Source organism: Micromonospora sp. L32 (genome assembly GCF_052068055.1).
Lineage (GTDB): Bacteria > Actinomycetota > Actinomycetes > Mycobacteriales > Micromonosporaceae > Micromonospora > Micromonospora purpureochromogenes.
The window spans coordinates 215,973-239,080 of record NZ_JBQHDD010000006.1; the positions used below are offsets into that span (position 1 = coordinate 215,973).

23 protein-coding genes, 1 tRNA gene and 1 pseudogene are annotated in these 23,108 nt (G+C 74.1%); 9 read left to right on the forward strand and 16 right to left on the reverse strand.

The window, feature by feature from the left end:
* Positions 1-147 precede the first annotated feature (147 nt).
* The 3 genes from ACTMTB_RS18325 (at position 148) to ACTMTB_RS18335 (ending at position 2,597) form a co-directional block, all read left to right on the forward strand.
* Complete coding sequence (locus ACTMTB_RS18325; RefSeq protein ID WP_441147160.1) at positions 148-1,077, forward strand: ribonuclease Z; 930 nt, start codon at positions 148-150, stop codon at positions 1,075-1,077.
* The gene (locus ACTMTB_RS18330; protein WP_154939446.1) at positions 1,074-1,583 is read left to right on the forward strand and encodes a GNAT family N-acetyltransferase; all 510 of its coding nucleotides are present in this window, start codon (positions 1,074-1,076) and stop codon (positions 1,581-1,583) included. The genes ACTMTB_RS18325 and ACTMTB_RS18330 overlap by 4 nt, the downstream gene beginning before the upstream one ends.
* Positions 1,584-1,646: 63 nt before the next feature.
* On the forward strand, positions 1,647-2,597 hold the full coding sequence (locus tag ACTMTB_RS18335) for a S1C family serine protease (RefSeq protein WP_441147162.1): 951 nt from the start codon (positions 1,647-1,649) through the stop codon (positions 2,595-2,597).
* A 123-nt stretch (positions 2,598-2,720) separates the two neighbouring features.
* Here the strand turns inward: ACTMTB_RS18335 and ACTMTB_RS18340 are convergent, their stop codons facing one another.
* Both ACTMTB_RS18340 and ACTMTB_RS18345 read right to left on the reverse strand, forming a co-directional pair.
* Positions 2,721-4,091 carry a cystathionine beta-synthase gene (locus tag ACTMTB_RS18340; protein WP_441147164.1) on the reverse strand — a complete coding sequence of 457 codons (1,371 nt, stop codon included), beginning with the start codon at positions 4,089-4,091 and terminating at the stop codon, positions 2,721-2,723.
* 76 nt (positions 4,092-4,167) lie between these two features.
* Positions 4,168-4,524 (reverse strand): YkvA family protein, encoded by a 357-nt coding sequence (locus ACTMTB_RS18345; protein WP_441147166.1) that lies wholly within the window; start codon positions 4,522-4,524, stop codon positions 4,168-4,170.
* A gap of 183 nt (positions 4,525-4,707) precedes the next feature.
* Between ACTMTB_RS18345 and ACTMTB_RS18350 the strand changes: the two genes are divergently transcribed.
* The 4 genes from ACTMTB_RS18350 to ACTMTB_RS18365 all read left to right on the forward strand — a co-directional run bounded on the left by ACTMTB_RS18350 (position 4,708) and on the right by ACTMTB_RS18365 (position 9,533).
* Positions 4,708-5,757: an SGNH/GDSL hydrolase family protein gene (locus ACTMTB_RS18350; protein WP_441147168.1), complete on the forward strand. Its 1,050-nt coding sequence runs from the start codon at positions 4,708-4,710 to the stop codon at positions 5,755-5,757.
* Positions 5,758-5,854: 97 nt separating this feature from the next.
* Entirely contained in the window at positions 5,855-6,658 is an 804-nt protein-coding gene (locus tag ACTMTB_RS18355; protein ID WP_280837763.1) for an SGNH/GDSL hydrolase family protein, read from the forward strand.
* Positions 6,659-6,748: 90 nt separating this feature from the next.
* Positions 6,749-8,011, forward strand: coding sequence for an acetyl-CoA C-acetyltransferase (locus tag ACTMTB_RS18360; protein WP_441147170.1), 1,263 nt, complete (start codon positions 6,749-6,751; stop codon positions 8,009-8,011).
* A gap of 40 nt (positions 8,012-8,051) precedes the next feature.
* The gene (locus tag ACTMTB_RS18365; protein ID WP_441147172.1) at positions 8,052-9,533 is read left to right on the forward strand and encodes a CYTH and CHAD domain-containing protein; all 1,482 of its coding nucleotides are present in this window, start codon (positions 8,052-8,054) and stop codon (positions 9,531-9,533) included.
* Between the two features lie 4 nt (positions 9,534-9,537).
* Here ACTMTB_RS18365 and ACTMTB_RS18370 read toward each other — a convergent pair whose 3' ends face one another.
* The 4 genes from ACTMTB_RS18370 to ACTMTB_RS18385 form a co-directional block, all read right to left on the reverse strand.
* Positions 9,538-9,858, reverse strand: coding sequence for a hypothetical protein (locus ACTMTB_RS18370; RefSeq protein WP_441147174.1), 321 nt, complete (start codon positions 9,856-9,858; stop codon positions 9,538-9,540).
* A gap of 38 nt (positions 9,859-9,896) precedes the next feature.
* Positions 9,897-10,493, reverse strand: coding sequence for a Bax inhibitor-1/YccA family protein (locus ACTMTB_RS18375; protein WP_441147176.1), 597 nt, complete (start codon positions 10,491-10,493; stop codon positions 9,897-9,899).
* 318 nt (positions 10,494-10,811) lie between these two features.
* Positions 10,812-11,633 (reverse strand): Bax inhibitor-1/YccA family protein, encoded by an 822-nt coding sequence (locus tag ACTMTB_RS18380; RefSeq protein ID WP_441147178.1) that lies wholly within the window; start codon positions 11,631-11,633, stop codon positions 10,812-10,814.
* Between the two features lie 106 nt (positions 11,634-11,739).
* Positions 11,740-11,820: transfer RNA gene (locus ACTMTB_RS18385), tRNA-Leu, on the reverse strand.
* Positions 11,821-11,921: 101 nt separating this feature from the next.
* Here ACTMTB_RS18385 and ACTMTB_RS18390 point away from each other — a divergent pair.
* Complete coding sequence (locus ACTMTB_RS18390; protein ID WP_441147180.1) at positions 11,922-13,757, forward strand: hypothetical protein; 1,836 nt, start codon at positions 11,922-11,924, stop codon at positions 13,755-13,757.
* A gap of 68 nt (positions 13,758-13,825) precedes the next feature.
* Here the strand turns inward: ACTMTB_RS18390 and ACTMTB_RS18395 are convergent, their stop codons facing one another.
* The 10 genes and pseudogenes from ACTMTB_RS18395 to ACTMTB_RS18440 all read right to left on the reverse strand — a co-directional run.
* On the reverse strand, positions 13,826-15,160 hold the full coding sequence (locus ACTMTB_RS18395) for an NAD(P)/FAD-dependent oxidoreductase (RefSeq protein WP_441147182.1): 1,335 nt from the start codon (positions 15,158-15,160) through the stop codon (positions 13,826-13,828).
* A gap of 103 nt (positions 15,161-15,263) precedes the next feature.
* On the reverse strand, positions 15,264-15,824 hold the full coding sequence (locus tag ACTMTB_RS18400) for a hypothetical protein (RefSeq protein WP_441147183.1): 561 nt from the start codon (positions 15,822-15,824) through the stop codon (positions 15,264-15,266).
* 55 nt (positions 15,825-15,879) lie between these two features.
* Complete coding sequence (locus ACTMTB_RS18405) at positions 15,880-17,259, reverse strand: DUF58 domain-containing protein (RefSeq protein ID WP_441147621.1); 1,380 nt, start codon at positions 17,257-17,259, stop codon at positions 15,880-15,882.
* Complete coding sequence (locus ACTMTB_RS18410) at positions 17,256-18,266, reverse strand: AAA family ATPase (protein WP_280837755.1); 1,011 nt, start codon at positions 18,264-18,266, stop codon at positions 17,256-17,258. Before ACTMTB_RS18410 ends, ACTMTB_RS18405 begins: the two co-directional genes overlap by 4 nt.
* Entirely contained in the window at positions 18,266-18,853 is a 588-nt protein-coding gene (locus tag ACTMTB_RS18415) for a hypothetical protein (protein WP_441147185.1), read from the reverse strand. Before ACTMTB_RS18415 ends, ACTMTB_RS18410 begins: the two co-directional genes overlap by 1 nt.
* Positions 18,854-18,887: 34 nt before the next feature.
* Positions 18,888-19,631, reverse strand: a complete 744-nt coding sequence (locus tag ACTMTB_RS18420; RefSeq protein WP_280837950.1) for a DUF4129 domain-containing protein — start codon at positions 19,629-19,631, stop codon at positions 18,888-18,890.
* A 20-nt stretch (positions 19,632-19,651) separates the two neighbouring features.
* Positions 19,652-20,365, reverse strand: a complete 714-nt coding sequence (locus ACTMTB_RS18425) for a uracil-DNA glycosylase (RefSeq protein WP_210776789.1) — start codon at positions 20,363-20,365, stop codon at positions 19,652-19,654.
* 19 nt (positions 20,366-20,384) lie between these two features.
* Complete coding sequence (locus tag ACTMTB_RS18430; protein ID WP_441147187.1) at positions 20,385-21,071, reverse strand: dienelactone hydrolase family protein; 687 nt, start codon at positions 21,069-21,071, stop codon at positions 20,385-20,387.
* A 305-nt stretch (positions 21,072-21,376) separates the two neighbouring features.
* Positions 21,377-21,703 carry a zinc ribbon domain-containing protein gene (locus ACTMTB_RS18435; RefSeq protein WP_441147623.1) on the reverse strand — a complete coding sequence of 109 codons (327 nt, stop codon included), beginning with the start codon at positions 21,701-21,703 and terminating at the stop codon, positions 21,377-21,379.
* Positions 21,704-21,842: 139 nt separating this feature from the next.
* Positions 21,843-22,829, reverse strand: a pseudogene (locus ACTMTB_RS18440) (RNA-guided endonuclease InsQ/TnpB family protein); the annotation flags it as partial.
* On the opposite strand from ACTMTB_RS18440, the gene tnpA reads away from it, so the two are divergent.
* Positions 22,722-23,048 carry an IS200/IS605 family transposase gene (tnpA, locus tag ACTMTB_RS18445; RefSeq protein WP_441147189.1) on the forward strand — a complete coding sequence of 109 codons (327 nt, stop codon included), beginning with the start codon at positions 22,722-22,724 and terminating at the stop codon, positions 23,046-23,048. The pseudogene ACTMTB_RS18440 and the gene tnpA sit on opposite strands and share 108 nt — an antisense overlap.
* The last annotated feature ends 60 nt before the right edge of the window (positions 23,049-23,108 follow it).

The window sequence follows — 23,108 nt, forward strand, 5'->3', positions numbered from 1 at the left end:
TGTGGCAGCGGTGCGGCGAAACCACGACAGCCACCCGACCCCCGGGGTGCCGGCCCAGTCCAGCCGGCCCGCGCGCGAGCGCGGAAGCCCCGGGGGTCGCTTCATGTCCGGCCCGGCCGGACCGGTCAGTTCAGCGGGGAGGCCGCCTTGTCCATGCGCGAGCTGGTGGTGCTCGGGACGGCCAGCCAGGCCCCCACCCGGCAGCGCAACCACAACGGGTACGTGCTGCGCTGGGACGACGAGGTGATCCTCCTCGACCCGGGCGAGGGCATCCAGCGGCAGTTGCTGCACACCGGGGTCACCGCCACCGACCTGACCCGGATCTGCGTCACCCACTTCCACGGCGACCACTGCCTCGGTCTGCCCGGCATCATCCAGCGGCTCTCTCTGGACCGGGTGCAACATCCGGTGGCGGTGCACTTCCCGGCCGGCGGCGCCGAGTACTTCGCCCGGCTGCGGCACGCGACCTCCTTCCACGAGACCGCCGAGTTGGTCGTCGAGCCGATCGAGGCGGACGGGCAGCGGATCACCGTGCGCGGGGGCACGCTGGAGGCCCGCCGGCTGCGGCACTCCATCGAGACGTACGGCTACCGGCTGGTGGAGCCGGACGGCTGCCGGATGCTGCCGGAGCGGCTGTCCGCGTACGGGATCGCCGGGCCGGCGGTCGGGGAGCTGCTCCGCGTCGGCCACCTCGACCTGGACGGGCGGCGCGTCACCCGGGACGAGGTGAGCGTGAACCGACCGGGCCAGCGGTTCGCCTTCGTGATGGACACCGCGCTCTGCGACGCGGTGTACGCCCTCGCCGAAGACGCCGACCTGCTGGTCATCGAGTCGACCTTCCTGGAGTCGGAGACCGCCCTGGCCGCCGAGGCCGGCCACCTGACCGCGGCTCAGGCCGCGCGGGTGGCGACCGAGTCGGGGGTACGCAAGCTCGTGCTCACCCACTTCTCCCAGCGGTACAGCGACCTGCGCCGCTTCGCCGACGAGGCCCGCAGGCACTTCGCCGGGGACTTGGTCATCGCCGAGGACCTGACCACCGTGCCGGTCCCGCCCCGCCGGGTAGCCTCGGCCGGATGACCCTCACGCTGCGCCCCGCCACCGTCGACGACCTGATGGCGGTCGGGGCCCTGCACCGGCGGTCGCGGGTGGCCGCGTACTCCTCGTTCCTGCCGGCGGAGGCGCTGGCCGACCCGTCGGCCGAGGCGATGGGCCGGTACTGGGTCGAGCGGTTCGGCTGGGAGCGTGACGACCACCGGATGACCCTGGCCGAGCGGGACGGCCGGCTGGTCGGCTTCAGCTACCTGGGCCCGGACGACGAGGGCGATCCGGCCACCGGCCTGCTCAACGCCATCCACCTCGACCCCGACGAGCGGGGCCGGGGCACCGGCCGCGAGCTGATGGTCGACGCGCTGGACGCCATGCGGTCGCGCGGCTGGTCCCGGGCGGTGCTCTGGGTGCTGGCGCAGAACCTCGACGCGCGTCGCTTCTACGAGCGCGGCGGCTGGACGCCGGAGGGCACCCGGCGCGACGAGCACTTCGGCCCGATCGTCGTCCCGCAGGTCCGGTACGCCCGACCGCTCTGACCCGCCCCGTTCGCTCTGAGCTGATCGGGGCATGCCCGTCGATGCGAGGGCGTTGCCGGGTTCATGGACACCGATCACACCGAGCGGGCGGAGGACGCCGCGCTCGACGCGTACTCCCGGGTGGTCACCGGCGTGGCGGCCCGGGTGCTGCCCAGCGTGGCCGCCCTGTCGGTGCGGACCGCGCGCGGGGCCGGCGCCGGCTCCGCGATCACCGTGGGCACCGACGGCCTGCTGCTGACCAGCGCCCACGTGGTGCAGGGCGCCCGGGACGGCTCGGCCGCCTTCGGCGACGGCACCGAGGCGCGCTTCCGGGTGGTCGGGGCGGATCCCCTGTCCGACCTGGCGGTGCTGCGGGTGGACGAGGCGACCGTGCCGCCGGTGGAGCTGGGCGACGCGGACACCCTGCGGATCGGCCAGCTGGTGGTCGCGGTCGGCAACCCGATGGGGCTGGCCGGCTCGGTCACCGCCGGGGTGGTGTCCGGGCTGGGTCGGTCGCTGCCTGCCCGCGACGGCCGGGTCACCCGACTCATCGAGGACGTCATCCAGACCGACGCCGCGCTCAACCCCGGCAACTCCGGCGGCGCGCTGGCCGACTCGGCCGGCCGGGTGATCGGGGTGAACACCGCCGTCGCCGGCTACGGCCTCGGGCTGGCCGTGCCGATCAACGCCACCACCCGGCAGATCGTCGACGACCTCATCGCCAACGGGCGGGTACGCCGGGCCTGGCTGGGGGTGGCCGGCGTCCCGGTGCCGCTGCCACCGGAGGTCGCCGAGCGCACCGGCCAGCGTCGTGGCCTGCGGGTGGTCGAGGTGGTGCCGGGCAGTCCCGCCGGGCTGGCCGGGATCTACCTCGGTGACGTGATCCTCTCCGCCGGCGGGCGATCGGTCCGGGACGGCCAGGGCCTGCAACGGCTCATGCTCGGCCCGGCGATCGGCACCCGGCTGCCGGTGACCGTGCTGCGCCGGGGCGCCCTCGTCGACGTGGTCGCGGTGCCGACCGAGCTGGGCCGCTGAGCAGTCACGCCCCGTCCCGGTCGGAGTCCGCCGAGAAGACGATCACGCCGAGGTGGCCGACGCCCGATACGACGACGCGGGGCCTCCTCCCGACAGGAGGAGGCCCCGCGGTACGTCGTCGGGTCAGCGCGCGCCGAGGTGGGCGAGCAGATCCTGCCGGGTGAGCACGCCCTTGGGCTTGCCGTCGACCAGCACCAGCGCCGCGTCGGACTTCTCCAGCAGGCCGACCGCCTCGCTCACCGGCTGCCCACCGCCGATCATCGGCAGCGGCTCGGCCATGTGCCGCTCGATGGTGTCGTGCAGGTGCGCCTGCCCGGTGAAGAGCGCGTCGAGCAGGTCCTTCTCGGCGATCGAACCGGCCACCTCGCCGGTCACCACCGGCGGCTCGGCCTTGAGCACCGGCAGCTGCGAGACGCCGTACTCGCGCATGTAGTCGATCGCGTCGCGGACCGTCTCGGTGGGGTGCACGTGCACCAGCTCGGGCAGGCCGCCCGGCTTGCTGGCGAGCGCGTCGGCGACGGTCGGCTCGGTGCCCGAGTTGTCCAGGAAGCCGTACCGGGCCATCCAGTTGTCGTTGAAGATCTTCGACAGGTAGCCCTTGCCGCTGTCCGGCAGCAGCACGACGACGACGTCGTCCGGGCCGGCCTTGCGGGCCACCTCGAGGGCGGCCACCACGGCCATCCCGCAGGAGCCGCCGACCAGCATCCCCTCCTCGCGGGCCAGCCGGCGGGTCATCTCGAACGAGGCCTTGTCCGACACCTCGATGATCTCGTCGGCGACGCCCCGGTCGTACGTCTCCGGCCAGAAGTCCTCACCGACGCCCTCGACCAGGTACGGCCGGCCGGTGCCGCCGGAGTAGACCGAACCCTCCGGGTCCGCCCCGATGACCTTGACCCCGCCCTCGGAGGCCTCCTTCAGGTAGCGCCCGATGCCGGAGATGGTGCCGCCGGTGCCGACGCCGGCCACGAAGTGGGTCAGCCCGCCCTCGGTCTGCTTCCACAGCTCCGGGCCGGTCGTCTCGTAGTGCGAGCGCGGGTTGGCCGGGTTGCTGTACTGGTTGGGCTTCCAGGCGCCGGGGATCTCCCGGGCCAGCCGGTCGGAGACGTTGTAGTAGGAGCGCGGGTCCTCCGGCGCGACGGCGGTCGGGCAGACCACCACCTCGGCGCCGTACGCGCGCAGCACGTCCTGCTTGTCCTGGCTGACCTTGTCCGGGCAGACGAAGACGCACTTGTAGCCCTTGAGCTGCGCCACCAGGGCCAGCCCGACGCCGGTGTTGCCGCTGGTCGGCTCGACGATGGTGCCGCCCGGCTTGAGGATGCCCGCGGCCTCGGCGTCCTCCACCATCCGCAGCGCGATCCGGTCCTTCACCGAACCGCCCGGGTTGAGGTACTCCACCTTCGCCAGCACGGTGGCCTGGATGCCCTCGGTGACGTTGCGCAGCCGTACCAGCGGGGTGTTGCCGATCAACTCGACGACGTTGTCGTAGTACTGCACCTCGTTGTGCCCTTCGTTGCGGCGCCGGCGTCGGCGGCCGGGCAGACGTTTCGTTCGTCGCCCAGGGTACGTGCCGTCAGGGGATCATCTGCCCGGGGATGACGGAGCTGCGACGCGCCTCCCACTCCAGGAAGCGCTCGGTCTCCGCCAGCACGCTGCCGGCCAGCCAGGTGACCATGACCGCGTCGTCCACCAGGCCGAAGATGGTCAGGAACAGCTCCGGCACCACGTCCACCGGCGAGAGCACGTACGCCGTCGCCGCCGTCATCATGGCCAGCCGGAGGCCGCCGTCGTACTCGCCCCGGGCGGTCGCCCTGATCATCCGGGGCAGCGCCGCCAGCCGGGCGCCCAGCGAGGGCCCGCCCCGGGCGCCCGCCGTTAGTGCCCGGAACAGCGCGGTGAACGCCGCGCTCCGCTTCAACGTCCTGCTCATCTCGTCCGACCCCTCTCCGCCCGACCAGCATGACGCGGGTGCGCAAGCCCGCCGCGACCTGCTCCTCCGGCGTCCGTCGCCCGTCGCCGTCACCGGACAGGTACCCAGAAGCGGCGCTTCCCAGGCACGAACCGGCCAGCCCGAGGAGAGCGGCGTGTCGGGCCGGCGCGATAACGTGGCGGTATGGGGGTGGCTGGTTCCGTCGTACCGGGTCCGCGCTGGCACCGCGCCCGCCAGATCGCCCGGATGGCGGCGATCGGCACGGGCGCCACCGCGGCGGCGTTCGTCGCGACCGGCGGGGTGCTGCTCGGTCAGGCCCGCCAGGCCCGGCGCACCATCCCGATGGCCGAGGCACCCCCACCCCGCTGCGACGGCGTCTACGGCGCGAAGTGCCCCGGCCGCCCGCTGACCATGGTGGTGCTCGGCGACTCGTCGGCGGCCAGCTACGGCGTGCACCGGCGCCGGGAGACCCTGGGGGCGCTGCTCGCCACCGGGCTGTCCCGACGGCTGCACCGGCCGGTCCGGGTGCACCGCTTCGCCGTGGTGGGATCGCTCTCCGCCGGGCTCAGGCCGCAGGTCGAGTCGGCGCTGGAGTGCGACCCGGACGTCGCGGTGATCCTGATCGGCGGCAACGACGTCACCAACCGCACCCCGCCCGCGCTGGCGGTGCGCTATCTGGTCGAGGCGGTCCGCGCGCTGCGGGCCGCCGGTTGCGAGGTGGTCGTCGGCACCTGCCCCGACCTCGGCGCGATCCAGCCGATCCAGCCGCCGCTGCGCTGGCTGGCCCGGCGGTGGAGCCGGCAGCTGGCCGCCGCCCAGACGGTGGCGGTGGTCGAGGCGGGCGGCTGGACGGTCTCCCTCGGCGACATGCTCGGTCCCCGGTTCGTCGCCGAACCCACCCGGATGTTCGCCTGGGACCGGTTCCACCCGTCCGCGGAGGGGTACGCGGTGGCCGCCGCCGCGCTGCTGCCCACCGTCATCTCGGCGCTGGGCGCCGGCGCGGAACGCAGGCCGGTGCCGGTCCGGGGCGAGGGGGTACGGTCGCTGCCGGAGGCCGCCCAGGAGGCGGCCCGGCACGCCGGGACGGAGGTCAGCGGCGCCCAGGTCCGGGGTCGCGACCGCGGGCCGGCCGGCCGCTGGGCCCACCTGCGCCGGCGGGCCTTCTTCGGCGTCGGCGCGGTGCCGCAACCCGGTCCCGCCACCGACTCACCCACACTGGAGGGATCGGCATGAGCGAGCGAACCACCGGGCCCCGCGCGGCGGAGCCCCGTGCCGACCGCCGCCAGGAGCGCGCCTGCCGGCGCGACGTCCCGCACGGGGAGGTGTCGTCATGACCGAACGCGGCATCGGTGCGGAGCTGGCGCTCCGGCTCGGCAAGGCGGCGGCCTTCTCCCTGGTGGCGGGCACCATCGGCGGCGCCGCGGTGCTCGCCGGGCAGGCCGTCGCCGCCCGCAACCGCAGCTACGCCCAGCCGGAGCTGGGCCTGGCGCTGCGCGCCACGGTCGGCCGGGCCGGCGCGCCGCCGCTGCGGCTGGTGCTGCTGGGTGACTCCTCGGCGCTCGGCGTGGGGGTCGAACGCTTCGACGAGACCGTGGGCGGGCAACTGGCCCACCTGCTGGCCGAGGGGCCGACGGGGCGGCAGGTGCACCTGTCCAGCGTGGGGGTCTCCGGCTCCCGCTCCACCGACCTGGCCACCCAGGTGGCCCGGGCGCTGCTCGGCGAGCGCCCCGACGTGGCGGTGATCCTGATCGGCGCCAACGACGCCACCGCGATGCGCCGGCCGGGCGAGGCCGCGGCGTACCTCGGCGCGGCCGTGCGCCGGCTGCGCGACGCGCGGGTGGAGGTGGTGGTCGGCACCTGTCCGGACCTGGGCGCGGTCCGCGCCGTCGCGCAGCCGCTGCGGCAGGTGCTCGGCTGGTCGGGGCGGCGGACCGCCCGGGCACAGACGACGGCCGTGCTCGACGCCGGCGGCAGTGTGGTCGACCTGGGCGCCGAGACCGGGCCGGTGTTCCGCGCCGACGCCGGGACCTTCTGCCCCGACGGCTTCCACCCCTCCGCCGACGGTTACCGGGTCTGGGCACACGCCCTGCTGCCGGCGGTGGCCGCCGCGGCCACCAGCGCCTCCCGCCACTGAGCGGGCGGCGGGCGGGCGGGAGCCCAGGGTGACATTTCCCGTCGCCCCGGCAGCTTCCGCGCCAAGTTACCGGCGAGTTAACGTTGGCTCATGCCGATTGAGTCGTCCCGCGACGCCGTCATCGTCGCCACCGCCCGCTCCCCCATCGGTCGCGCCTTCAAGGGCTCGCTGCGCGAGGTCCGCCCCGACGACCTCGCCGCGACCATCGTCCAGGCCGCGCTGGACAAGATCCCCGGGCTCGACCCGACCGAGGTCGAGGACCTCTACCTCGGTTGCGGCCTGCCCGGCGGCGAGCAGGGCTTCAACATGGCCCGGGTGGTCGCCACGCTGATGGGCCTGGACGGCCTGCCCGGCGCCACCCTCACCCGCTACTGCGCCTCGTCCCTGCAGACCACCCGGATGGCGATGCACGCGATCCGCGCCGGTGAGGGCGACGTCTTCATCTCCGCCGGCGTCGAGACGGTCTCCCGGTACGCCCGGGGCAACTCCGACACCCTCCCGCCGGAGGCGCAGGCGCTGGTCGGCGGCGGCTGGGAGAACCCCCGCTTCGCCGAGGCGCAGGAGCGCTCCAAGGCCCGCGCGGCCGGTGGCGCCGAGGTGTGGGCCGACCCGCGCGAGGCCGGCCAGCTTCCCGACATCTACCTGACGATGGGGCAGACCGCCGAGAACCTCGCCCAGGTGTACGACGTCACCCGCGAGGACATGGACGCCTTCGGCGTCCGCAGCCAGAACCTCGCCGAGAAGGCGATCGCCGACGGCTTCTGGGCCCGCGAGATCACCCCGGTCACCACGCCGGACGGCACCGTGGTCAGCACCGACGACGGCCCGCGCGCCGGGGTCACCCTGGAGGCCGTCGCCGGGCTCAAGCCGGTCTTCCGCCCCGACGGCCGGATCACCGCCGGCAACTGCTGCCCGCTCAACGACGGCGCCGCAGCGGTGGTGGTGATGAGCGCCCAGCGCGCGAAGGACCTCGGACTCACCCCGCTGGCCCGGATCGTCTCCACCGGCGTGACCGCCCTGTCGCCGGAGATCATGGGCCTCGGCCCGGTCGAGGCGTCCCGCCAGGCCCTCAAGCGGGCCGGCATGACCGTCGACGACGTCGACCTGGTCGAGATCAACGAGGCGTTCGCCGCGCAGGTGATCCCCTCCTACCGGCAGCTCGGCATCCCGGAGGAGAAGGTCAACGTGATGGGCGGCGCGATCGCCGTCGGCCACCCGTTCGGCATGACCGGCGCCCGGATCACCGGCACGCTGCTCAACTCGCTGGAGTGGCACGACAAGACCATCGGCCTGGAGACCATGTGTGTCGGTGGCGGCCAGGGCATGGCGATGGTGCTGGAGCGGCTCAGCTGATTCCCGGTTCGCCGGTCGTGCGCGCGGGTATCGGATCCGCATGGCGACGGTGGTGGAGCGGGAACGCAAGTACTCCGCCGACGAGGGCTTCCGGCTACCGGACCTGACGGGGTGCGGTGGCGTCGCGACGATGTCGGACGCCACCGCCTTCGACCTGGACGCGGTCTACCTGGACACCCCGGACCTGCGGCTGGCGCGCAGCGGCTTCGCGTTGCGCCGGCGGACCGGCGGTCACGACGCCGGCTGGCACCTGAAGGTCGGCGCGGCCGGGGGCGCCCGGACCGAGTACCAGTTCCCGGCCGCCGCGGACGACCTCGACCCGCCGGCGGAGCTGGTCGGGCTGTTCCGGGCCGCCTCCCGCGGGCAGGCGGTCCAGCCGGCGGCCCGGATCACCACCCACCGGGTGGAACGACGGCTGCTGGACGCTGCGGGCCGGGTGCTGGCGGAGGTCGCCGAGGACACCGTCGACGGGCGGGACCTGGCCACCGGCGAGCGGCAGGCGTGGCGGGAGATCGAGGTCGAGCTGGTCGACGGCGACGACCGGCTGCTCGACGCGGTGCAGTCGCGGCTGCGCGAGGCGGGCGCCCGCCCGGTTCCCGTCTCCAAGTCCCATCGGGCCCTCGCCGGCCGGCTCGCCGCCGCCACCGACGCGGACCCGGCGGACCCGGTCGCCCGCTACGCCCTCACCCAGCGCGACGTGCTGATCGCGAACCATCCCGGGGCCCGGCACGGTGACGAGGACGCGGTGCACGACATGCGGGTCGCCGTCCGGCGACTGCGGGCCACGCTGCGCGCCTTCCGCGGCCGCTGGGACCGTCCGCGCAGTGAGGCGCTGCGCGCCGAGCTCCGCTGGCTGGGCGGCCAGCTCGGGCCGGTCCGCGACGCGCAGGTGATGGCCGCCCGGCTCACCGACGCCGTCCGTGCCGAGCCCGCCGACCTGGTCCTCGGCCCGGTCGCGGCGCGCATCTCGGAACGGTTCGCCGCCGACCTCGCCACCGCCCTCGACGAGCTGGTCCGGACGCTGGACTCCGACCGCTACACCGAGCTGCTGGTCGGACTGGACCGGCTGTTGGAGGCACCGCCCGCCCGTGCCGTCGACGCGCGGTGGGTCGCCCGCCGGGTCCGCCGGGCGGTCACCCGCGCCGACGACCGGCTGGACCGGGCTCTCGACGGGCAACGGACGCAGGAGGCGGACGTCGCGCTGCACGAGGCGCGCAAGGCGTACAAGGCCGCGCGGTACGCCGTCGAGGTGCGCGAGCCGGACGCGGGGCGGCGCGCCGCCGCCCTGGTGGAACGGCTCAAGGACCTCCAGGACCTGCTCGGCACGCACCACGACTCGGTGGTCACCCGGGAGGTGCTGCGACGCCAGGCGCTGCGCGCGTACGCCGACGGGGAGAACACCTTCACCTACGGGCTGCTGCACGCCCGGCAGGCCACGGCGGCCGATCGGGACCTGCGGGCGATCCCCGCCGCCCGGGACCGGGCCCGCCGGCGGAAGGTGCGCCGCTGGCTGAAGAAGTGAGGCGTCAGAGCGCCGAGCGGGTCGCCGCCACCTCGGCGGCGGCCCGGGCCAGCGTCGCGTCGGGCGCCCCGGCCGCGACCAGGTCGGCCGCCACCACCCGGAGCTGGTCGACCAGCGCCAGGTCGTTGTCCAGCCGGGGTACGCCCCGACGCGGCTCTCCCTCGGCGTCCGCGCCGAGGTTGGCCAGCTCCTGCACCAGTCGGTGCACCAGGTCGGCACGGGACACGTTGCCCCCCTCGGCGATCGCCGCCCACCGCGGCTGCTGCCAGTGCCCCACCTGACGGACCAGCAGCTCCACCGCCCGGTCCAACTCCGCTGTGCTCATCGCCGCCGAGTCTACGGCGGGCCCCGCCCCGCGCCCGCTCAGCGGCGCAGGTAGCTCAGCAGCCGCAGGATCTGCCAGTAGAGGAAGATCAGCCCGGCCAGCAGCCCGAACGCGCAGAGCCAGGCGTACCGGCGGGGCAGGCCGGTGTGGACCGACCGCTCCACCTGGTCGAAGTCGAGGATGAAGCTGAGCGCCCCGGCGATGATCGCCACCGCCGAGAAGACGTACGGCAGCCAGCCGACCTGGCCGGAGATGCTGTAGATCTCCACGCCCTGCCGGCCGGTGAACAGCCGGAAGACCAGGTTGACCAGGCTGACCGCGAGCAGCCCGATCAGCGTGCCGATCACCAGGCGGGCGAGCCGGGGTGTGGCCCGGACCAGCCGGGCCCGGTAGAGCACCGCCATCCCGAGGAACACCCCGAAGGTGCCCACCACCGCCTGCGCGACGATGCCCGGGTAGACCAGCTCGAACGCCCGGCTGGCCACCCCGAGCAGCACCCCCTGGAGCAGGGCGTACCCGATGATCGGGACCGGGTGGGTGATGCCGCGCAGCGAGATCACCAGGAGCAGCGCGATGCCGGCCAGGGCGGTGCCGGCCAGCGCCGCCGGGACCCACACCGCCTGCGGCACGACCACCCAGGCCACCGCCGCGGTGGCGCCGGTGAGCAGCAGCAGCCCGACGACGGACCACCACGTCGTCGACGGTCACCGCCTCCGCGCCACCCGCACCGGGCAGCCGGTGCTCCCGGCTGCTGTCGTCCAGCCGGTCCAGGACCGGGTTGGCGCTGCGCACCCGCCACCTCCTCGCCGGGGATACCCCTGGTGTCACTCTCCCCCGGACGGGCCGGCGGCGGCGGGGAAACGGCCGGGCCGAGGTGGGGCCGCGACGGGCCCCACAGACGACGGCGCCCGCCGCCGCGGGTCGCGGTGGCGGGCGCCGAGGGGCTGCGACGGTCAGTCGTCGCCCTGGAAGTAGCTGATCAGGCGGAGCAGCTCCAGGTAGAGCCAGACCAGGCTGACCACGATGCCGAACGCGGCCGTCCAGGAGTAGCGCTGGGGCAGCCCCATCCGGACGCCGTCCTCGACCTCCTTGAAGCTGAGCACGAAGCTCAGCGACGCGACCACGATGCAGACCAGGCTGAAGCCGATGGCCAACGGGCTGCCATCGCGCAGGCCGGTGTTGAAGTCGAAGAAGACCGCCAGCACGAAGTTGATCAGCATGACGGCGAAGAGGCCGGCCATCACGGCGATCATGCCCTTGACGAACTTCGGGGTCGCCCGGATGACCTTCGCCTTGTAGAGCATGGCCATCACGAAGAAGACACCGAAGGTGGCCACCACGGCCTGGAGCACGATGCCCTCGAAGGCGGTCTCGTACGCCTTGCTGACCAGGCCGACGAAGGCACCCTCGACGACGGCGTACGCGACGACCAGCGCCGGGTTCGCCATCCGGGAGAACGAGATGATCAGGCCGAGCACCAGGCCGACCATCGCGGCGCCAATCCACGCCGGGCCGAGGAGCGCGTCCGGGACCAGCACCCAGGCGGCCGCGGCGGAGACGCCGAGGATGCCCAGGAGCGCGACGGTCTTGACGACCACGTCGTCGATGGTCATGGTGCCGGCGGCGGGGGCCACCGGGTAACCGGGCTGGCCCGGGTACTGCTGGGGAATACCGGGCTGGCCGTGGCCGTACTGCCCGGGCGGGGCGTACCCGGCGGAACGCTCCCGCTCGGCCGCCTGGCCGAGCCGGGCCAGCACCGGGTTCGAGGTCTTCACTTCTCAGGCCTCCCTCAGGGGGTCGTCGCACGCACGACGTGCTCTACAAGAGTAAACGCATCCAGCGACCTGCGCGCCCGTGCGCGGGCTGAGGGAAAGCTGAGGGTGCCCGGGGCGGGGGTCGAACCCGCACGCCTTTCGGCAGCCGCTTTTAAGGCGGCCGTGTCTGCCGTTCCACCACCCGGGCGGGCGGCACCGCCGCGCCGACACGCGCGGTGCAGTGTCACCGTAACCGTTCACCGGCGACCCGGCGTACCCCGTCACGGGTGCCGCACTAGGGTCGAGCCCGTGACCAGCGCAGCCCGTACGGCGTCCGACGCCGACCCCGACCTGGCTGTCGGCCTCGCCGAGCCGGCCACGCCCGGCTCCCGCGCCACCCGCTGGCGGGCGTCCGTCGCCCGGCACCGCACCGGCCTGCTCGTCGGCCTCGCGTTCGCGCTGCTCGCCGGCTGGCTCACCCAGGGCCTCTGGCCGGACCCGACCGGCCGGGTGCTGGCGCTCAACCCGGAGGACCAGACCCTCTACGAGTGGTTCCTGGCGGTCGACTCGCGGGCCGTGCTCGGCGACTTCGGCCTGCTCACCGACCGGCTCAACAGCCCGGACGGGGTGAACCTGATGACCAACACCACGGTCATCGCGCTCGGCGTGCTCCTCGCCCCGGTCACTCTGCTCTTCGGCGCGCCGGTCACCTTCGCCCTGCTGGCCGGGGTGAACCTGGCCGGCACCGCCGTCGCCTGGTACCTGCTCTACACCCGTACGCTGCGCGCCCACCGGCTCGCCGCGGCGCTCGGCGCCGGGCTGTGCGGCTTCGGCCCGGGCATGGTGTCCCAGTCCAACAGCCACCTGCACATGACCGCCCAGTGGCTGGTGCCGGTGATCGTCTGGCTGGTCGTGCGGATGCTCCGCGCGGCCGACCCCGGCCCGGCGTCGCTGGACGGGCCGGACCGCCGGCGGCTGGTCACCTCGGCGCTGGGCCTGGCCGCCGCGGTCACCGCACAGGTCTTCATCGGCGAGGAGGTGCTCTTCCTCACCGCGGTCACCCTGCTGGTGATGGCGGTGGCGTACGCGATGACCGACCGCGAGCTGCTGCGCCGGGCGCTGCCCGGCTTCGCCGGCGGCCTGATGCTCGCCGCCGGGCTGTCCCTGCTCGTCCTCGGCTACCCGCTGTGGTTCCAGTTCGCCGGGCCGCAGGGCGTGGCCGACGGCATGTTCAGCCCGCACTACTTCTCGGCCGACCTGCGCAGCTGGTGGACCATCTCTCCGCTGTCGGTGGTCGGCAGCGACTCGTCGTCCCGGCTGACCACCGGCCCGGCCGAGTACAACACCTTCCTCGGCCTGCCGTTGCTGCTGGTCGCCGCCGGCTGCGCGCTCTGGCTGGGGCGCCGGCCGGTGGTGGTCGCGTGCGTCGCCGGCGCGCTGGCGATGGGCGCGCTGTCGCTCGGCCCCGAGGTGGTGCACGACGGCACCCGCACCGCGGTGCCCGGGCCGTACGCGCTGCTCGCCGGCCTGCCGGTGATCGACGGCGCGCTGCCGATGCGGTTCGGGCTGACCCTGCTGCCGCTGGCCGCGACGCTGCTGGTGCTCGCGGTGGACCGCGCGCTGCGGCGGCCCGGCCGGGGCCGGCGGCTGGTCCCCGCCGCGGTGGGGGCGGCCCTGCTCACCGTCTTCCCCGCTCCCCTGCCGACGACCGACCGCCCGGCGCTGCCCGAGTTCATCACCGGCGGCCACTGGCGCGAGTGCGTACGCCCCGGCGGGGTGCTGGTGCCGGTGCCGGCCGCCACCCCCAAGGAGCCCTGGCCGATGCGCTGGGCGGCGGCGGCCGACGGGGCGTTCGGCATCCCGGAGGGCTTCTTCATCGGCCCGTACGGCCGGGACGGGACCGCCGCGATGGGCACCTACAAGCAGCCCACCTCGGCGCTGCTGGCCGACGTGGCCCGGCGGGGCGACGAGCCGGTGATCGGCGACGAGCAGCGCCGGCAGGCCCGGGCGGACGCCGACTTCTGGGGCGCCTCCTGCGTGGCGGTCACCGACGACGCCCCGCACGCGGAGAGCCTGCGCCGCACCCTGGTGCAGCTCTACGGCCCGGGCACCCGGATCGCCGACGCCTGGACCTGGCGGGTCTGACCTGGCCCCCCGATACGACGACGAAGGCCCCCTCCCGTGCCGGGCGGGGGCCTTCGTCGTGAACGGGATCAGACCGGGCGGCCGGCGCCGACCGGCTGGGACGCCTCGGCGAACTCCTCGCGCGGGTCGTGCAGCTGGCCGAGGGCGACCACCTCACGCTTGAGGAAGAACGCCAGCGACCAGTCGACCACGACCCGGACCTTGCGGTTGAACGACGGGATCCGGCTCATGTGGTACGTCCGGTGCATGAACCAGGCCGGCCAGCCGGTCATCTTCACGCCGTACACCTGGGCCACGCCCTTGTGCAGACCGAGGCTGGCCACGCTGCCCGCGTGCTTGTGCTTGTAGTTGACCGGCTCGCGACCGCGGATCACGTTCGCGATGTTGTCGGCCATCCGGGCCGCCTGACGCACCGCGTGCTGGGCGCTCGGCGAGCAGTAGTTGCCCGGCTCCTTGGTCAGGTCCGGCACGGCGGCGCAGTCGCCGGCGCTCCAGGCGCCCTCGACCACCCGGTCGCCGTCGACGATCTGCAGCGTCGGCAGGCAGGTGACCCGCTTGCGCTCGTCACGCGGGAAGTCGGTCGCGTCCAGCATCGGCGACGGCTTCACGCCAGCCGTCCACACGATGGTGTCGGAGCGGAAAGTGTCGCCGTCGGAGAGCTTCACCACGCCGTCGACGCAGGACTCCAGCCGGGTGTCCAGGCGGATGTCCATGTTGCGCTTGAGCAGCTGCTGGACGGTGTAGGCGCCCATGTCCCGATCGACCTCGGGCAGCACCCGCTGGGTCGCCTCGACCAGCACCCAGCGCATGTCCTCGGGCTTGAGCTCCGGGTAGTACCGCAGCGCGTCCCGGGCCATGTCCTCCATCTCGGCGAGCGCCTCGATGCCGGCGTAACCACCGCCGACGAAGGTGAAGGTCAGCGCCGAGCGACGGACTGCCGGGTCCGGCGTGGCGGCCGCCACGTCGAGCCGGTCCAGCACGTGGTTGCGCAGGTAGATGGCCTCGCCGATGGTCTTGAACCCGATGCCGTGCTCGTGCAGGCCCGGGATCGGCAGCGTCCGGGAGACCGAGCCGGGGGCCAGCACGACATGGTCGTACTGGATCTCCCGGGTGGGTCCGCTGATCGGCTGCACCACCGCGGTCTTCCGGTCGTGGTCGATCCGCGTCACCGCACCCGCCACGACCTTGCACCGGCGCAACTCCCGCCGCAGCGGCACCACGGAGTGCCGGGGCGAGATGTTGCCGGCCGCCGCCTCCGGGAGGAACGGCTGGTAGGTCATGTGCGGCTGCGGGTCGACGACGACGACCTCGGCCTCACGGGAGCTCAGCTTCTTGGACAGGCGCAGAGCGGCGTACAGGCCGACGTGCCCGGCACCCACGACAAGGATCCGCTTCGGATTCACGTCATCTATCTTTCCCCGGGCGGCTCGGGTAATCCCGTCCGAGACCCCCTTCTGTGACGGAGCACAACCCCTGTGACCTGCGCAACGTCCCGGAGCCGTCCCGCTATCCGCGACGCAACAGCCAGCCCAGCAGCCCGCTCAACCCCACCGCCACCAGCAGTCCGGCCACCGTCGCCGCCTGAAAACCGGCACCCCCGCCGATCTCGCCCAGCCAGGCCAGGATCACCCCGACCACGGCCGTGGCGAGGATCACCACGCCGGCCCGGCTCAGCCAGCGCAGCACCAGATCCGGGTCGATCACGGCGTCGTAGGGCAGCACCGCGGCGAGCGCGCAGAGGGTGTGCGCCAGGTAGAGGGCGGCGGCCACGGCGAGCAGCCGCCAGAGCGCGATCGGCCGGTCGTACCCGGCGGAGGCGATCACCCAGCCGCCCACGGTGACCAGGGCGGCGAAGGTCGGCCACCCCCGGCGCGGGGCCACCCCCGGCAGCACCGCCACCACCGTGAGGGCGAGCAGCGCCCGCGCGGAGAACATCTCGACCGGGTACGCCAGCAGCAGGCCGACCAGCACGGTGAGGAAGATGCCGGCGCGCACCAGCAGCGGCGCCAGGCTCACCCGGTTCGCCGCCGCCCGCAACGCCCGCACCCGCTCGGTGACCGCGTTCATCTGTGCCAGCTTTCGTTCGCGACTGCGGGACTCCGCTGCGCTGCATTCCTCGCGCTCACCGGGCGCCCACCCTTGGGGCGGTGGCCAGCCGGGCCACGTCGCGCAGCACCTGGTCCAGGCTGCCCGCGCCGGCCCAGCGCACCACCGGCACGCCGTGCTCGCGCAGCTGGGCGATCATCGTGTCCCGGTCCAGCCGCCACAGCCGGAACGCCACCGGCGCCCAGCCCCGCTCGCCGGGCGGGGCGAGGTCGGTGGGCAGCGTGTCCACCGCGACCACGAACCGACCGCCCCGCGCCAGCCGGGCCAGCATCTGCGCGGACCGCTCGTCCAGCAGCGGGGTGAGCACCACCACCAGCGCGTCGGCGGAGAGCACCTGCGGCCCGAAGACCTGGTCGTACGGCTCGTGCGGGGATGCCTCGGCGCGCACGTCGAGCAGCCACTCCAGCACCGTCAGGTACTGCCGGCGGCCGGTGGCCGGGCGCAGCCGGCGGGCCGCCGGCCCGTACTCCAGCATCGCCACCCGGTCACCCCGGTGCAGGTAGTGCTCGGCGATCGCGGCGGCGGCCCGGACGGTGGTGTCCAAGACGGACGCGGTGCCCTTCACCCCGCCCGAGCGGCCCGCCTCGGCGAGCACGTCGAGCAGGACCACCACCTCGGCGTCCCGGTCCGACAGGGTGGCCGCCACGTGCAGCTGACGGGCCCGCAGGGAGACCCGCCAGTCGATGCGGCGCAGCCGGTCGCCGGGCCCGAAGACCCGGACGCCGGCCAGCTCGCCGCCCTCGCCCGGGCGGCGCGAGTGGTGCGCGCCGACCAGCCCGGCCGCCCGGGGCATCGCCTCCACCGCCTCGAACTGCTCGGTTTCCGGGTAGACCCGCATCCGCACCGGGTCGGTGATCACCGCGCGGGAGACGAGCAGCCCGTCGGCGGCGGCGACCCGCGCGCCGGCCGGGCCGATCGGGTGCCGCCCCCAGCGCAGCGCGGTGCCGGACAGCTCCAGGTCGACGGCCCGGCCGGTGGGGATCGAGGTGACGAAGGGGCGGTCCGCGCCGCCGGAGCGGCGCACGTCCACGCCGGCACCGCCGAAGCCGACCCGCTCGACCCGCAGCCACGGCGAGACGCGGGCCCGTACCACCGCCACGTCGTACGCCACGGTGTCCGGGTTGCCGACGCTGACCGTGCCGGCCATCGCGCCGCCCTCGACCAGGTGCGCGTCGTCGGCGAGGATCTCCACCTGCGGCGCGGCGGTGGGCCGGCGGCGCAGCGCGTACGCGGTGCCGAGCGCGAACGGCGCGGCGAGCACGACCAGGTCGACCCGGCCGAGCAGCACGGCGGCGATCAGCAGCACCCCGGTGAGCAGCACCGCCCGGCCCAGCGCCCAGGTGGGCGCCCAGCCCGCCGTCGGCTCCGCCGCTTCGTCGGTGGGCACGGTCGTCAGCGCCCCGGCCGGCCGGCCGCGTAGCTGGGCAGCGCGCCGCTGGCCGGGGCGGGAGTCTGCTCCAGCACCTCACCGACCACGAAGGACGGATCGACCCGCCGCAGCCACATCTCCGGCCGCAGCGTGATCCGGTGCGCGAGCGCCGGGGCGGCCACCTCCTTGACGTCCTCCGGCACCACGTAGTCGCGGCCGGCGAAGACCGCCCGGACGCGGGCCAGCAGCAGCAGCGCCAGCGAGCCGCGCGGGGAGGCGCCGACCAGCACCGACGGGTGCTCGCGGGTGGCCGCGGTCAGGTCGACGATGTACCGGCCGACGGAGTCCTCCACCACCACGTCCTCCAGCGCGGCCTGCATGGCGCGCAGCGTGGCAGCGTCCACCACCGGCTTGATCTCGGCCTCCTCGCGGCGGCGGGCCATCCGCCGGCGCAGCACGTCCCACTCCTCCTCGCGCTGCGGGTAGCCGAACGACACCCGCAGCAGGAACCGGTCGAGCTGCGCCTCGGGCAGCGGGTACGTCCCCTCGTACTCGATCGGGTTGGCGGTGGCGAGCACGTGGAACGGCTCGTCCAGCCGGTAGGTGACGCCCTCGACGGAGACCTGCTTCTCCTGCATCGCCTCCAGCAGCGCCGACTGGGTCTTCGGCGGCGTCCGGTTGATCTCGTCGGCGAGCAGCAGGTTGGTGAAGAGCGGGCCGGCCCGGAAGGAGAAGTCACCGCTGCGCTGGTCGTAGAGGAAGGAGCCGGTGACGTCGGCCGGCAGCAGGTCGGGGGTGAACTGGAGGCGGCGGAAGTCGAGGCCGAGGGCCTGCGCGAACGACCGCGCCGTCAGCGTCTTGCCCAGCCCCGGCAGGTCCTCCAGCAGCACGTGCCCACCGGCCAGGATGCCGGCGAGGACCAGCTCCAGGGACTCCCGCTTGCCGACCACGACCTGACCGACCGCGTCCAGCACCGCCCGGGCCAGGTGGCCTACCTCCGAGGCGGGGATGCTTTTGCGATCCACGTCGTTCATCAGATCTTCTCCAGTTCGGCAACGATCGCCGCGAGGTCGCGCGGCGACGGGGGGCGGCGGGAGGGGGTGTTGAGGAACGTCCACAGCGGCTCCCCGAGCAGGGTGCGGGCGCGGGCCGGGTCGGACTCGCGGGTCAGGCCGTGGCGCTGGCGCAGCCGCTCGTCGGCCAGCTCGCCCAGCCGCGGCAGGATCCGCTCGGTGAACCGCTTACGGTTGCCCGAGGACCAGTCCAGCGGTCGTTCCCACCCGTTGATGGCGGTCCGCAGGGCGTCCCGGGCGCCCCAGTCGTACGAGCCGGGTTCCTCGCCGGCCGGAGCCCGGCCGCCGGCGCGGGGCGGGGGCGGCGGGGCGAGGCCGGCGGTGACCCGGCGGACGGCGAGCACCGCCAGCACGCCGGCCACCACGATCCAGATCGAGACCTGGAGGCCGACCGCGCGCAGGACGGCGAGGACCACCGCGGTGACGGCGGCGGCGACCGCGAGGGTACGCAGCACCGCCCGGCCCCGGCCGCCGCGCTGCCGGCCGGCGCGCGGCGGCGGCTCCTCCTCGAAGGTGAGCAGATCGTCGAGGCCGGTGCGCTCGGTCATGACCGCACCGCCCGGGGCTCGACGGGTCGCGCGTTCACGCCGGCACCTCCTCGGCGGCGGTGGCGAGGGCGGTCAGTTCGCCGCGCAGCCGGCGCAGCGCCGCCCGGGCCTGGTCGCGCATCCGGGCGTCCACGGTGTGGGTGGCGTACCGGGCCTCGCGGTAGACGTGGGCGAAGGAGTCCAGCACGTCGGCGCTGGCGATGGCGGGCACCCCGGCGGCCGGGTCGCCCCGCAGCAGCCGGGTGACCAGGTCGGTCGGGGTGTCCCCGGTACGCCGCGGCACGCCGGCCTCGGTGGCGGCCTCCTCCAGGCGTACCCAGCAGGCGATCACGGCGGTACGCGGGTCGGTGTCGGCGTCGTCCAGCTCGACCAGGCCCGCGTCGAGGGCGGCGACCACCTCGCGGGCGGTGCCCTCGGCGGTACGCCGGGCGCGGGCGGCCGGGACGGCCCGGGTGGTGCGGCGCAGGGCGCCCCGGATCAGCGTCCAGGCCAGGTAGCCGAGGGCGAGCAGGATGGCCAGGCCCAGCAGGACGATCGCCGCGGTCGCGATCCACTGCGGGATGTCGGCCTGGGTGCGTTCGGCACCGGCGCGCGGCTCGATCGGGATGGAGGGGGCCGGCGCGGCGGAGGGGTAGTCCGGGACGTACGGGAGTTGCTTGGCGGCGGGCGGGATGCGGCTCGCGCCGATCGAGGAGTGCCCGGCGGCGAGCGCCGCGGCGGCCAGCAGGAGGGTCACCGCGAGGACGGGCCACCACCTGCGCAGCACGCCGAGGTCCATCGCCACCGCCCCACGCAGCCTCAGTCCACCCCGGCGAGTTGCTTCGCCCGGGCGAACACGTCGTCCAGCATCAAGGGTGTCAGCCGTCCCGTGAAGGTGTTCTGCTGGCTGACGTGGTAGCAACCGAGCAGCTCGGGGGCGGCCGTCCCGGACCAGTGTGCCCCATGACCGAAGACCGGTCGCGGGCTGGGCGGGCGGACGCCGTACACGTCGCGCAGCACCGGCCACCACGCTGCCCAGGCGAAGGCGCCCAGCGCGACCACGACGCGCAGGGTGGGCCGGATCAGCCCGACCTCGCGGTGCAGCCACGGCGCGCAGGTGTCCCGCTCGGCCGGGGTGGGCTTGTTGTCCGGCGGCGCGCACCGCACCGCGGCGAAGATCCGGGTGTCCCGCAGCGTGAGCCCGTCGTCGGCGGCCACGCTGGTCGGCTGGTTGGCCAGGCCGGCGCGGTGCAGGGCGGCGAAGAGCACGTCGCCCGACCGGTCGCCGGTGAAGATCCGACCGGTGCGGTTGCCGCCGTGCGCGGCCGGGGCCAGCCCGAGGATGCCGATCCGGGCGTCCGGCGTGCCGAAGCCGGGCACCGGGCGACCCCAGTAGTGCTGCTCGCGGAAGGCCGCCCGCTTCGTCCGGGCGACCTCCTCCCGCCAGGAGACCAGGCGCGGGCAGGCGAAGCAGTTGCTGACCGCGCCGTCGAGGTCGGCCAGGTCGGTCGCCCGCGCGGCGCGGGCGACCACCTCCACGGGGGTACGGGGCTCAGCCAAGCTTGGCCCGGAAGAGTTCCAGGGTGCGCGCCCAGGCGGTGGCGGCGGCCCGCTGGTCGAAGTTCTCCGGCCGGTCCTCGTTGAAGAACGCGTGCGCGGTGCCCGGGTAGTCGTAGGTCTGGCAGGTGCCGCCGGCCGTCTCGATGGCCCGGCGGACGGTCTGTACGCCGTCCGCGGCGGAGAGACCGTCCGCTTCGGAGCAGTGGATGACCGCCGCCTTGCCGGCGTAGTCGCTCCACTCGGAGCGCATCGCCTCCCACGGCAGCCGCGGGTAGAAGGCGGCGGTGGCGACGATCCGCTCGGACCGGCTGGCCGCCCAGAGGGCCAGGCTGGCTCCCGCGCAGAAACCCGCGCAGCCGACCTTGCCGGTGACCTCGGGACGACCGGCCAGGTAGTCCGCCGCGACGGCGATGTCCGCCGCCGCCTCGTCCATCTGCGCGCTGTTCAGCATCTGCCGGGGCTCACTCGGCTTGCTGGCCGGCTGACCGTGCCGGAAGTCCGGGGCGAGGGCGACGAAGCCCGCCTCGGCGAAGCGGTCCGCGACCGACCGGATGTGGGGCACCAGACCCCACCAGTCCTGGATGACGATGACCGCGGGGCTGGCCGCACCGCCGGAGGGTATCGCGAGATACCCCTCGCTCGTCCCACCGTTGCTGGCGTAGCTCACCATCTCGCCCATCGGCCGTCCTCCTAGCGGTCAGTCATCGTTGGCTGGTCGCCCAGTGGTCCTACGTGCCGGTAGCCTGCCACGCCGTGAGCGCGCCGGGAAGACGCGAGAACAGTGGCATATACCTCCCGTTCACCGCATGGTGAACCGGCGTACGACGACGGCGGCGCGGGGGCTTCCCGCGCCGCCGTCCGACGGTCGTGCCGAGGCCGATCCGGCCCTCGTGGTCCCGGCCGGTCAGGCCTTCCTGGTCAGGCAAAGCAGGTAGCCCTTGCCGCCCGGGGCGATGTTGTAGAAGACTTGACGATCTCTCCGCCCTAAGGGACGGAGGTTCCCTCCACGCTGCGCGTGGACCGCGCAGCGTCGGGGCGGATTCCTGCTTCTCGGCGCGGTGCCGGCAGGGGTGCCGGTCTTACCTGCGCTCCACAGGCGTTTAGGCTCTCGGCGCGTCCCGCCGCGAGTATGTTTCTGGCCGCGTTGACGTCCCGGTCGTGGACGGCCCCGCACGGGCAGGTCCACGACCGGACGGACAGCGGCTTGGGTCCGTCGATCCGGCTGCACGTCGAGCATGTCTGCGACGTGGGCAGGAACCGGTTGGTCTTTGCGAACGTCCGCCCGCGCCGGGCGGCCTTGTACTCCAACATCTGCACGAACTGCGCCCAGCCCGCGTCGTGCACCGATGTGGCCAGCCGGGTCCGGCCGAGACCGACGACGCACAGGTCCCTCGACGTACACCGCTTGGTTGTCGCGGATGATCCGTGTCGAGAGCTGGTGCTGCCAGTCCCGCCGGGTGTCGGCCACCCGAGCGTGCGCGCGGGCGACCTTGACGACGGCCTTCCTGCGGTTGTTGCTGCCCCGCTGCTTTCGGGACAGATCCCGCTGCAGCCGGCGCAGTTTGCGGGCCGCCCGACGCAAGAACTTCGGGGCGGCGACCTTCTTGCCGTTGGACAGGACCGCGAAGTGCGTCAACCCGAGGTCGATGCCCACCTCGGCGTCGACCGGAGGCAGCGGGTCGTCGGCGGCGACCACAACGAACGAGGCGAAGTACCGACCAGCCGCGTCCCGGATGACCGTGACCGAGGTTGGTGCGGCCGGCAGATGCCGGGACCAACGCACCGCAAGGTCGCCGATCTTCGGCAACCTGAGCCGGCCGTTGTCGAGCACCTTGAACCGGGCGTTCGCGGTGAACCGGATCGCCTGCCGGTTGTCCTTGCGGGACCGGAACCTCGGCGGGGCGACCTTGCGGCCCTGGCGCTTGCCACTGATCGAGGTGAAGAAGTTCCGGTACGCGACGTTAAGGTCCGCGAGGGCCTGCTGGAGTACCACCGCCGACACCTCGCCCAGCCACGCCCGCTCAGGCGTCTGCTTGGCCTGGGTGATGACCCGCTTCGACAGGTCACCATCCGACAGGTACGCCTCGCCTGCCTCACGCGCCTGCTGGCGTGCGCGCAGCCCGTCGTTGAACACCACCCGCGCGCACCCGAACGCCCGCGCCAGCGAAGCCTGCTGACCGGGCGTCGGGTAGACGCGGTAGTTGTACCGAAGCTGCACAGGGGACAGTCTGTCACTGGCCTGTGACGGAGTTCTCGAACGTTCGCACTGGCAGACACTGTCTTCACCCCTGTACGCCCATTTGGTCTTCGTGACCAGTTTCGGCACAAGGTGTTCGGTGACCGGCACCTGACCCGCCTGGAGGAAATCATGCCGGCGGCGTGCGCCGACTTCGAGACCGACCTGGTCGAGTTCAGCGGCGAGGGCGAGCACGTACACCTGCTGGTCAACTTTCCGCCCGAGGTGGCCCTGTCAAAGCTGGTCAACAGCCTTAAGGGCATGTCCTCACGGCGGATGCGACACGAGTTCCCCGACCTGGTCCGCCACTACTACCGAGCCAACAAGCTGTGGTCAGCCTCGGACTTCGCCGGCTCCCCCGGCGGCGCACCCCTGACCGTCCTGCGCCAGTACATCGAGCAGCAACAACGTCCCGGTTAGAGCACGCTCGGGCCTGAAGGCCCACCCGCGCGGGCCTTCCCCCTAAACGGCGGAGCACTG

Coding starts and splice junctions, on each gene's coding strand:
- ACTMTB_RS18330 (WP_154939446.1), top strand. CDS start 1,074: ATGACCCTCACGCTGCGCCCCGCCACCGTCGACGACCTGATGGCGGTC.
- ACTMTB_RS18335 (WP_441147162.1), top strand. CDS start 1,647: ATGGACACCGATCACACCGAGCGGGCGGAGGACGCCGCGCTCGACGCG.
- ACTMTB_RS18345 (WP_441147166.1), bottom strand. CDS start 4,524: ATGAGCAGGACGTTGAAGCGGAGCGCGGCGTTCACCGCGCTGTTCCGG.
- ACTMTB_RS18350 (WP_441147168.1), top strand. CDS start 4,708: ATGGGGGTGGCTGGTTCCGTCGTACCGGGTCCGCGCTGGCACCGCGCC.
- ACTMTB_RS18355 (WP_280837763.1), top strand. CDS start 5,855: ATGACCGAACGCGGCATCGGTGCGGAGCTGGCGCTCCGGCTCGGCAAG.
- ACTMTB_RS18360 (WP_441147170.1), top strand. CDS start 6,749: ATGCCGATTGAGTCGTCCCGCGACGCCGTCATCGTCGCCACCGCCCGC.
- ACTMTB_RS18365 (WP_441147172.1), top strand. CDS start 8,052: ATGGCGACGGTGGTGGAGCGGGAACGCAAGTACTCCGCCGACGAGGGC.
- ACTMTB_RS18370 (WP_441147174.1), bottom strand. CDS start 9,858: ATGAGCACAGCGGAGTTGGACCGGGCGGTGGAGCTGCTGGTCCGTCAG.
- ACTMTB_RS18400 (WP_441147183.1), bottom strand. CDS start 15,824: ATGAACGCGGTCACCGAGCGGGTGCGGGCGTTGCGGGCGGCGGCGAAC.
- ACTMTB_RS18410 (WP_280837755.1), bottom strand. CDS start 18,266: ATGAACGACGTGGATCGCAAAAGCATCCCCGCCTCGGAGGTAGGCCAC.
- ACTMTB_RS18415 (WP_441147185.1), bottom strand. CDS start 18,853: ATGACCGAGCGCACCGGCCTCGACGATCTGCTCACCTTCGAGGAGGAG.
- ACTMTB_RS18420 (WP_280837950.1), bottom strand. CDS start 19,631: ATGGACCTCGGCGTGCTGCGCAGGTGGTGGCCCGTCCTCGCGGTGACC.
- ACTMTB_RS18430 (WP_441147187.1), bottom strand. CDS start 21,071: ATGGGCGAGATGGTGAGCTACGCCAGCAACGGTGGGACGAGCGAGGGG.
- ACTMTB_RS18435 (WP_441147623.1), bottom strand. CDS start 21,703: ATGTTGGAGTACAAGGCCGCCCGGCGCGGGCGGACGTTCGCAAAGACC.